We start from the raw sequence: 8622 nt of genomic DNA on the forward strand, positions 1-8622 counted from the left end.
CGCCCGGGCCAGGATCACCGTCTGCTGTTGCTCACCCGCGCCGGCATCCCGAGCGGCGAACAGTTCCCGAGCCACCTCTCCCGGCAGATCCTGGGTGATCCACCGCACCCGCGGATCGTCTGAGGAGCCTGTCGGAGCCGCGCACCCGAATCGCGCACGGGTATGGAAGACGAAGCCCTCCGCCTCAGCCTGGGCACGCCGACGGGCCCGTACTCGGGGCTGCCACCGAGCCAGCACTGCTTCCTCGATCGCCAGACCCTTCGCCGGACCCGGGGGACGACGCGCTCCTGGCTTCTTCGTCACCCACCGCTGCACGGTGCGCTGCGACACCCCCAGTACGGTGGCCACCTGCTGGGTGGAACCTCGGTGCGTCGTCAGCAGAAACCGCAGGCGGGCCTCGGTGCTTGAGGGAACGGCCCGGGTGCGCAACGCGCGCTCCAGTCTTCTTGTGACCGTCCGGGGACGCGTTCGTACCGTGTCCACCAGCGGGTTTCCTGCCGCGTGCGCGTGTGCCGCCTTGTCCGGTGCGCGCCGAGCACTCTTCCCTTGGAGTCCCGCGATGCTTTCATCGCTGCCCGTAGTCCAAGCGATCGATTTCCTGTGTGAGCACACCTCCAGCAAGAGCCGTGTGATGGCCCTGCTGACTCACGACAACGGCCCCAGTTCCCTGACCGCTGTCCTGACCTGTAAGGACCCCGACCATGCCTGTGAAGCGGTGCGCATTTTGCGCCGAGTCCTGGCCCGACGCGATGCCACCACCGTCGACGACGAACTGAAGGCCCTCACGGCTGAGATGCCGGACGCACCGGCCGGCTCGCTGCGCCAGGCCGTCGTCCAGGCCGCGAGCGGCATCTGGCAGGCAGAACCTGGCACCTTGTTCGTGGTACCCGACCCGGATCCGTCAGAGGACGAAGCAGTCTCCGACGTGGCGTCCGGACCGGTGGGGCACCCGCGGCTGAAGGACCTCCCGGGAAAGGTCGTGCGGATCGCGCACCTGCACGAGTTCCACGTCACCGACGAGGACGCTCTCCTGCGCGCTGCTGTCGACCGCGGCTGGGAGCCGCTGCCTGCATCCGAACTCGGTGATGACGATCCACGCGACCTGATCGGAGCCGTGATGACCCTCACCGAGGACCCGGATATCGCCGGAACCCAGACCCTGGAAGAGCAGAGCTCCGCGGAGCTTCTGCGCGCCGAAGACGGGGATGAGCTGGCGGACTGGAGCGCGGCGCCGGTCGTCACCCGCTTCACTCACGGCTGGCGCCTGCGAGGCCAGCAGACCCGGCCCGCAGCCGAAGAACAGACTCCTAACTTCGCAGCGCTCTTCGCCACCCGGGACTGTCCGTGCAAGGGCGAGGACGAGGAATGTCGAGGAGTGCGGATGGCAGCTCACGCCCCGTACCGCTGACCTGCTCCACACGGCACTGGTCGTCCTCGCGGACCAGGCTTACGACGACGCGCAGCGTCTGGGGGACCAGTTCCTGTCAGACGCTGACTCCGCAACGTGGGAGGTCTTCGACCGACTGCCCCCGCTCACCTGGACAGCCGACCACCGTTGGCGACGGCGGATGGCGCGCGCCTTTGACGACCTGGCCGCCGACCTCGCTAAGGGAAACTGGCCCAACCCCACCTGCACTGCGGAGGAGATGGCCCTGCACCTGGCCATCGAGGACGCACCGACCTACCTGGAAGACCGCCCCGCAGAGGACGACCACAACAGCCTCCCGGAACACGAGGACGATTACAGCTGGGACAGCTGCTCCGACCTGCTGTTCCAAGACCACGACGTCCTGATGCTCTTCCACTCCAAGTTCACCGGCATCGAGGACCCCGATCACCCCGCAAACCAGTTCATGGGCGTGGGCGACCTTCGGGAGGCCGCCTGGTTCGACCCGTTCGACAACCGCAGCAACAGGGACCCTCGACGAGGCTTCCGACGGTAGACCACAGCCCCTTGCGCTGGCCGACTGGGGCCAGCGCAAGGGGCACCGGCCTTCTACCGTGCCCAGTCGATGCCGAGGCGGAGGAGGGCGGTGAGCCGTGCGGGGTCGAGTCGGTCGCGGCGGGCTTTTTGGTTGGCATACCAGATCCCGGTGCGGTGCTCGCTGCCTTCGGGCAGCCGCTCGACGACGGCCCGCCCCGGCATCTGGCCTTCCCGTTCGATGTACTGCTGAAGGGCCCGCAGGCCCTTCTGGAATGCCTCACCGCCCTTTCCCAGCCCGGTGGCTGTTGTCCCCTTCGCCGCCGCCTTGCGGGCCCGTGCGGGCTTTTCACGCCGAGTTCGCCGAGCCTCCGCTGTGACCATCCATCGCCCAGCAAGACGGCCAGAAGGCCGACCAGGACCCCGTCACCCGGCTCCCGGCCGGACTCCGGCGCCCGCTGCCGGTGCACCGGGGAGTGGACCGGCACCAAGCTCCGCCCGGGCTGAGCATCGACGATACGGAGCGGGCGGCGCCGTCCCAGCGCCGCGTCTTGGCCGTCCTTGTTTGGGCGGCGGCGTTTACACGGGGCTGGTCTCGCGTGGGGGGAGGCCAGGGATCACACCATCGGTCAGATTGGTGCGGATCTCCCGAACAACTGGCCCCGGGGTGCCGCGGAGTTCGCGGCAGGCGATGATGACCTGACCTCCAGCACCCGAAGGATCTTCGAAGGTGGCGAGGTCGGTGAGGCCATCGAGGAGCGCGTTGGCGCTGCGCTGGTCCTCCGGGCCGTCACCCAGGCCGGTGAACGGGCCGTCCACGATCAGGAACTGGGGTACCGGCATCGCCGGCACCTCCCGGGCGGTATCGCGCAGCGCCAGCAGGACACTGACGTTCGCGCGGGTCATCGCGTGCCCGGCGACGACCCGGGAGTCGAACGACTTTCCGTTGATGGTGACGGAGAAATCTTCCGGGCTGATGGAGACCGTGTTGACCTCGGGGTCACACGCCTGCAGCCGGCGCAGCGCATGACGCGACCACCGGTCGGTCGCCTGCTTGACCATCAGATCGGTGTCCTGCCGGGCAGTGGTGTATGCGGCTTTCGCGATCTCCGCAGCCTTCTCCAGCTCAGGCAGCCGCTCGCGTAGTTCCGTCAGCTCCGCGACCTCACGCAGGTGCTCCGCGTTCTGCTCCAGCCGCGCGGCCAGCTCCCGTGCCGCCGCTTCGGCCTCCACCACGACCTGCTGCTGCGGCGCGATCACATCCTGCGTGAACGCCCGCACCGCGGCCGTCGCCTCCACGACAACCCGGTCGGCGTCACCGACCCGTCCACGGGCCTCCTCCGCCGCCTGCACCGCACGTCGGGCCGCCTCACGGGCCTGCTCAGCGGCCTGCTGCGCCTGGGACATCCGCCGCGTGAACTCCTCGGCACGCTGACGGCGCTCAGGGTCGAAACGCCGGCACACTGGACAGTCGTCCTCCGACAGTCCCGTCAGATCCAGGGCCCTTACACACGTGGGGCACAGGCTCGGGTCGGTGGCTGCCTCCCGCAACCCAGCCAGACGTCCCCTTGCCTCAGCTGCGGCCGTATCCAGAAGCCGCGCCGTACGCTGACGGTCCTCGGCCGCCACGCCTGCGGCCCGCCGGGACTCCTGCGCCGCGGCCACCTTCTGCTCCAGCACGACGAGCTGGTTTTGCAGCCGGCTGAGCTCCGCCCCGGCCTTCTGCGCCCTCAACGCCTCCTGCTGGTGCTGAGCGGTCCACTGCTCACCGCGGCGCTGCAGGTCCTCGACGGACGGCAGATCACGCTCCTGCCGCTCACGCAGAATCCGTTTGCTGCGGTTCTTCGCCGACCGCCACTCCTTCGTCCTGGCGTCGTCCTCTTGGCGCAGCGCGTCGACCTTCTCGTCATCGGCCCCCAGCAGCACACGTCCCACCGCCGTGCGCTCTTCCTTGCTCTGCCCGCCGAGGTAGACGTTCGGGAGGTCGCGCTGGCGCGCGTAGAACCATGGCACGAGCTTGTCCAGTGTCACGCGCGTACGTCCGGCGCCCAGCCGGGGGATCCCAAGCAGATCCTGGAAGACATCGGCCGCCGACCGCCGGGAGTCACTGCGCTTGACCGGATGACGCTCCGGGATACCCAACGTGCCGCGTGTGAAGACCACATCCTCCTGCCGGTCTTCCGTGCTGCGGATGACCTCCCACCGCTCCCCGCCGATCCGGGCGACGAACCCAACACGGCTGCACATCGATACGGCATCCATCACCTTGGCATGCTCCACCCCCAGCACCCACCACACCGATTCCAGCGTTGTGCTCTTGCCCGACGAGGTCACTCCCGTCAGCGCGGGTAGGGGGGCATCGAGCCTCACCTCGTGCTTCACCCTGTCGACCTCGAACAAAAAGCACTCGATGCTGAGCGTGACCACCCGGTACCTCCCGCGACTCGGCAGCGCTTCAGCGCTCGTAGCGGGTAACGACACGCGGCCGCCCGGGTGACGTGCCACCCCAGACCGGCGTCAGCTGCCCAGGCCGCGAAGCTCGCCTAGGGCCGCCTGCGGCGCTCCTCAGCCTCACGGGAGACCTTCTTGACAAGGTCCCAGAACGGACCCGCTTGGGCCGCGTCAGCAGCGGCCCCAGGCCAGGGCACGGCACCAACACCAAAGACCTGACTGATGCGAGCCTCCCAGCACTTCCGGCACTGGCAGTCCCCTGCCGTATGAGCCGGACAGACTCGGTCAGCCGTCTCATAGACCAGCGCAGCCAATGCCTCCGCCCGCTCCCTCCACCGCGCCGCGTTCGAACGAGCCTCTGACGCTTCCTGTTCGGCCCGCCGCCGCGCGCCGATCAGCGCCCAGTCAGGGCCTCCTCCGCCGTAGTAGCCCACCGCTTGCTCCAGCTCGTCTTGACACCATGTCCTTCCGACGACAACGCCCCCACCAGTAACAAGACACGCCGCATCACCCAGGAGGCCCTGGGACGCGTTCTGCGCCAGCGGCCGGCCGCCGCCGTTCACGCCCAGTCGACGCCCAGTTTCGCGAGTGCGTCCCGTTGTTCCTGGGTGAGTTTGTCGCGGCGGGTTTTGGTGTTGGTGATCCATACGCCCAGCTTGACGGTCACCGCCTCCGCCTCGCTGTCGACGGTGATCTCCTCGCTGTGGCCGCGGGGTACGGGCCGGTTCACGCCTTCTCGCTCGATCCACTGTGTGAGGGCGGCCAGGCCTCGTTGGAATGCCTGCTGTGCCTTGCTCGGGCCCTTCGTCGCCCGCGTGGCCGCAGGGGCGGGAGACGGTGCCTCAAGCGGCTTGATGCCCAGCGTGGACAGCCGCTGCTGCTGCTCGGGCAGGAGGCCGGCCCAGGTGGCCGGCTGCTTCTGCTGCTGGAGCCATCGTCCGATGTCGTCGCCGTCGAAGGTGACGCCGGGTGCGATGTCGGGTAGGTGGCCGTCGGCGTCGACGAGGTCGGCGAGGACGCGGTAGTGGCGCTGCCAGTTGAGTGGCCATGGGCAGTTCCAGTCGGGGTCGATCGCGGCCAGCTGCTGCGCGCGTACGGTGGCCCGTTCCGGGTCCTTGCCCAGGCCGTTCTTCGCGCCCTTGCGGCGGAGGTTGGCCATGAGCTGCCCGATGGGCACCATCCCCTCGGCCTCGGCCTCGCCCCAGACGGCGTCCTGGCGGGGTGCGAGGTGGCCAGTGGCTCGCCGGTAGGAGCGGAGCGCGGCGAGCTTGTTCTCCCAGCCTTCCTCGCCGGGCTCCCAGACCATCCCGGCCTCGGGGGCGTCCAGCAAGGTCTTGCGCCGTTCCTCCAGCTCCCCGGCTCGCAGCGCCTTCCGCTGCTGGTGGACCCATCGCCCGAGCGGAAAAGCCTTCGTCGTGCCCACCTCGGTCTCGACATCGTAGGGAACGGCATACAGGCCGCTGATCTCGTTCTCCTTCCGCCAGCGGAGCAGGGCCTGGTAGCCCTCCAGCCACACCAGGGACTCCGGCCGGTAGACCCGGGTGCGTAGGAAGGCCGCGATGGTGGCGGCGTCGCGCGGGCTGGAGAAGTGCAGCAGGGCGGCTTCGGCGGCGGACTGTGTGTCGTCGTCCTCCTGCTCCTCGCCGTCGCCCGCGCCGCTGGTCCCGATGATCTGCCCGTCCTCGTCGCGCCGGATGTGGATCTTGCGCTTGCCGCTGCTGAGGGCGCGGGAGGCGAGCTGTTCGACCAGGCGCTCATCGTGGGAGCGCAGGCCCTGGAGCACGGCTACGAGGGGACGGAACGAGGCGCTGGCGACCATGTCGGTCGGGTCCTCGCCGGGCTGGAGAAAGACTGGCACGATGATCCTGGCGACCTTGGTGGAGCCGTCGCGGTGCAACCTGAGCGCGCGGCCGATGTTCTGGACGATCTCGACCTGGGAGCCGCGGGTGTCGGCGAAGCAGACGGCTTCGACTCCGCGCTCGCCGGTGATGTCGACGCCTTCGCCGAGCACGCGAACGCTGGCGAGGAAGGCCCGGTGCACGCGCCGGTTGTTCGCGTCGATGCCGCCTGCGAACTGGCGCAGCACCTCGCGTCGCTCGGAGACGAGGTGGTCGCCGCACAGCCACGCCGACCACACCCGGCCGGGGGGTACGTGGCGGCCGGACTCCAGCTCGTAGAACTCCGCGTCGATCGACGACGCGGGCAGCTCCTCCGCCCGCGCCAGGTCCTCATCGGAGGCGTCGTTCATGTACAGCTCGGCCGCTGTCTCGGGCAGCTTCTCCGCGAACGCCGCCGCTTCCTCGACCTTCTGGTGGAACGTCATGACCGTACGCAGGTTCCACTTCGCGGCGTGCTCCAGGAGCGCCGTCTGCAACAACGCCAGGCGCCGGCCGCGCCGGGCCTCCTCCGATTCCCCGAGGACGGGGGAGGGGTCGCGGATCTCCAGCACGTCGATCTCGAACCCGGCGAGGATGCCCCGCTCGATCGCCTCCGAGAGCCCGAGTTCTGCGATCCACGCGCCGTAGGTACCCTCGGGGTCGTCGGCCATCGACGCGAGCATCATCTCCTGACCGTCCGCGCTCTTCTGAGGCCGGGGCGAGGCGAGGATGCGCGGGGTCGCGGTGAGGTAGAGCCGGAAGTCCGCGGGGATCCTCTGGTTGTCGTGCATCGCCGCCCACGGCCGACCAAGATCACCGGCGGTTCCGTGGGCCTCGTCCACGATGGCGAGGTCGAAGCCTGCCATCCGCTGGCCGTAGAGCCGTTCCCCGCCCGCCAGGGCGGCCTCCAGCGGCCCGCGAACCTTCCGTGGGCCCTCGGGTGCGTCGATGTCCTCCCGGGCCACCAGCGAGGCGTACGTGGCGAACACGACCACAGGCCCGGACCCGGCCCACAGGGCGAGCTGGATCGGGTTGGTAGTGGTGCGCACCCCCAGTTCGCTCAGCACCGGGTCGTTCTCCAGCGAGCACACCGCCGCCATCGGGGCCCGATGCCCCACCAAGCGCCACGCCTGAGCGGTCTGCACGAGCAGGTCCAGGGTCGGCACGGTCACAAGGATCCGCCCGTCCCGGAAGCATTCCAGCGCGCACGCGGCCGCCGTGATCGTCTTGCCCGACCCGGTCGCTGACACGATCGTGCCCCGGGCACCCTGCGGGGGCACAGGTGATCTTGCAGGAAATCCCACCCACTTACGAAACGCCGACCGCTGATCTACCTGGTGTTCCTTGAGTGAAATCACGACCCTCAGCCCGCTGTCCTATGATCAATCCCATGATCCGCCCCCTCGCAGGACCTCCTACGTGGAAGCATCTGGCTTGCTCACTTGCCCTTACTGCCCTGGTCTGGACGGTTTGGTATGGCACGCAACCCATCTATTCGCCGTGCACCTATTTCGGCAGCCATTCATACGAAAAAGCCATCGAGTACGGCCAATGTGATCCACCAGAAACGAGATTCAGCACCTGGATCCGCTAAGGCATCACCCATGGCGTGTCCCGTGTTTCCGCCAAAGGTACATGCTGCATCAAGCTGATGCACGCGCTACCACCGGAAGCCGACTCGAACGGGCCCCCACCACAGCACGGGCAGCTGAAAGAGCTGAGTTAACCGCCGGTGGATGGCGCGGATCGGGGTACATGGGCCGGCATGGCGCCGAAGACTGAACACCACATGTCCCTGCGGGCCGTACGGCAGCTGCGCCGAGTCCGCGCCCTCTATACGGCAGGTGCCCTGTTGTGGGCGGCCGCCGCGGCTTGGACGGGATGGACCCATCCCGGAAGCCGGCAGATGTGGCTCTCCCTCCTCCTACTGACAGTCTTCACCGGCCTGCTCGCCGCCGCCTCCCTCTGGCTATACCGCCTTCAGGCAGCCCCGGGGCCCAGGCCGGCGCATCAGGCCGCACCCCGACGGGCCATCACTCCCCATCACGCAAACGCCTGAACTCCACCACCCGACCCCTTGCCCTGTAGCCAGCCTGGCCCGCGGCAGCGGGCCACGGGCTTGAAGGCGAAGCCGGAAAGCCCGAAGCGGGGGAGCGCAGCGGACCCGCTGCAGCCGGTCTGCAGCGAAGCGGAAGACCAGCCGTGGGACGGAGTCCCACAAGCTCCGAGAGCGCAGCGAACGGAGCGTCAACCCGCCCGCGGGGCGGGCAGGTTGAGTGGGACGCGCAGCGTCCCATTAGCGCTCCCGCGGAGCGGGAGCGCAACCCCCGCGCGCAGCGCGGGGGTTCGCTTGCACAGCGCGCAGCGCTGTGG

At 69.0% G+C, this 8622-nt stretch carries 6 protein-coding genes; 2 read left to right on the top strand and 4 right to left on the bottom strand.

What is annotated here, in order from left to right; genetic code table 11:
• Nucleotides 1-612: telomere-protecting terminal protein Tpg (tpg, locus tag IH00_RS45535; RefSeq protein ID WP_420710940.1), on the bottom strand; the 612-nt coding region annotated here is incomplete at its 3' end.
• Between tpg and IH00_RS40765 the strand changes: the two genes are divergently transcribed.
• Nucleotides 560-1408, top strand: coding sequence for a hypothetical protein (locus IH00_RS40765; RefSeq protein WP_052411736.1), 849 nt, complete (start codon nucleotides 560-562; stop codon nucleotides 1406-1408). The genes tpg and IH00_RS40765 overlap by 53 nt on opposite strands.
• Before the next feature lie 160 nt (nucleotides 1409-1568).
• Nucleotides 1569-1943 (top strand): hypothetical protein, encoded by a 375-nt coding sequence (locus tag IH00_RS0130280; RefSeq protein ID WP_052411737.1) that lies wholly within the window; start codon nucleotides 1569-1571, stop codon nucleotides 1941-1943.
• Nucleotides 1944-1996: 53 nt separating this feature from the next.
• Here IH00_RS0130280 and IH00_RS42980 read toward each other — a convergent pair whose 3' ends face one another.
• From IH00_RS42980 to IH00_RS0130295, 3 genes are all read right to left on the bottom strand, one after another.
• Complete coding sequence (locus IH00_RS42980; protein WP_158828009.1) at nucleotides 1997-2305, bottom strand: hypothetical protein; 309 nt, start codon at nucleotides 2303-2305, stop codon at nucleotides 1997-1999.
• Nucleotides 2306-2500: 195 nt separating this feature from the next.
• Nucleotides 2501-4348, bottom strand: a complete 1848-nt coding sequence (locus tag IH00_RS0130290; RefSeq protein WP_234335013.1) for a coiled-coil domain-containing protein — start codon at nucleotides 4346-4348, stop codon at nucleotides 2501-2503.
• Between the two features lie 583 nt (nucleotides 4349-4931).
• The gene (locus IH00_RS0130295; RefSeq protein ID WP_031079153.1) at nucleotides 4932-7607 is read right to left on the bottom strand and encodes a DEAD/DEAH box helicase; all 2676 of its coding nucleotides are present in this window, start codon (nucleotides 7605-7607) and stop codon (nucleotides 4932-4934) included.
• Nucleotides 7608-8622: the final 1015 nt, after the last annotated feature.

The organism is Streptomyces sp. NRRL S-118, from assembly GCF_000716335.1.
Taxonomy (GTDB): Bacteria; Actinomycetota; Actinomycetes; order Streptomycetales; family Streptomycetaceae; genus Streptomyces.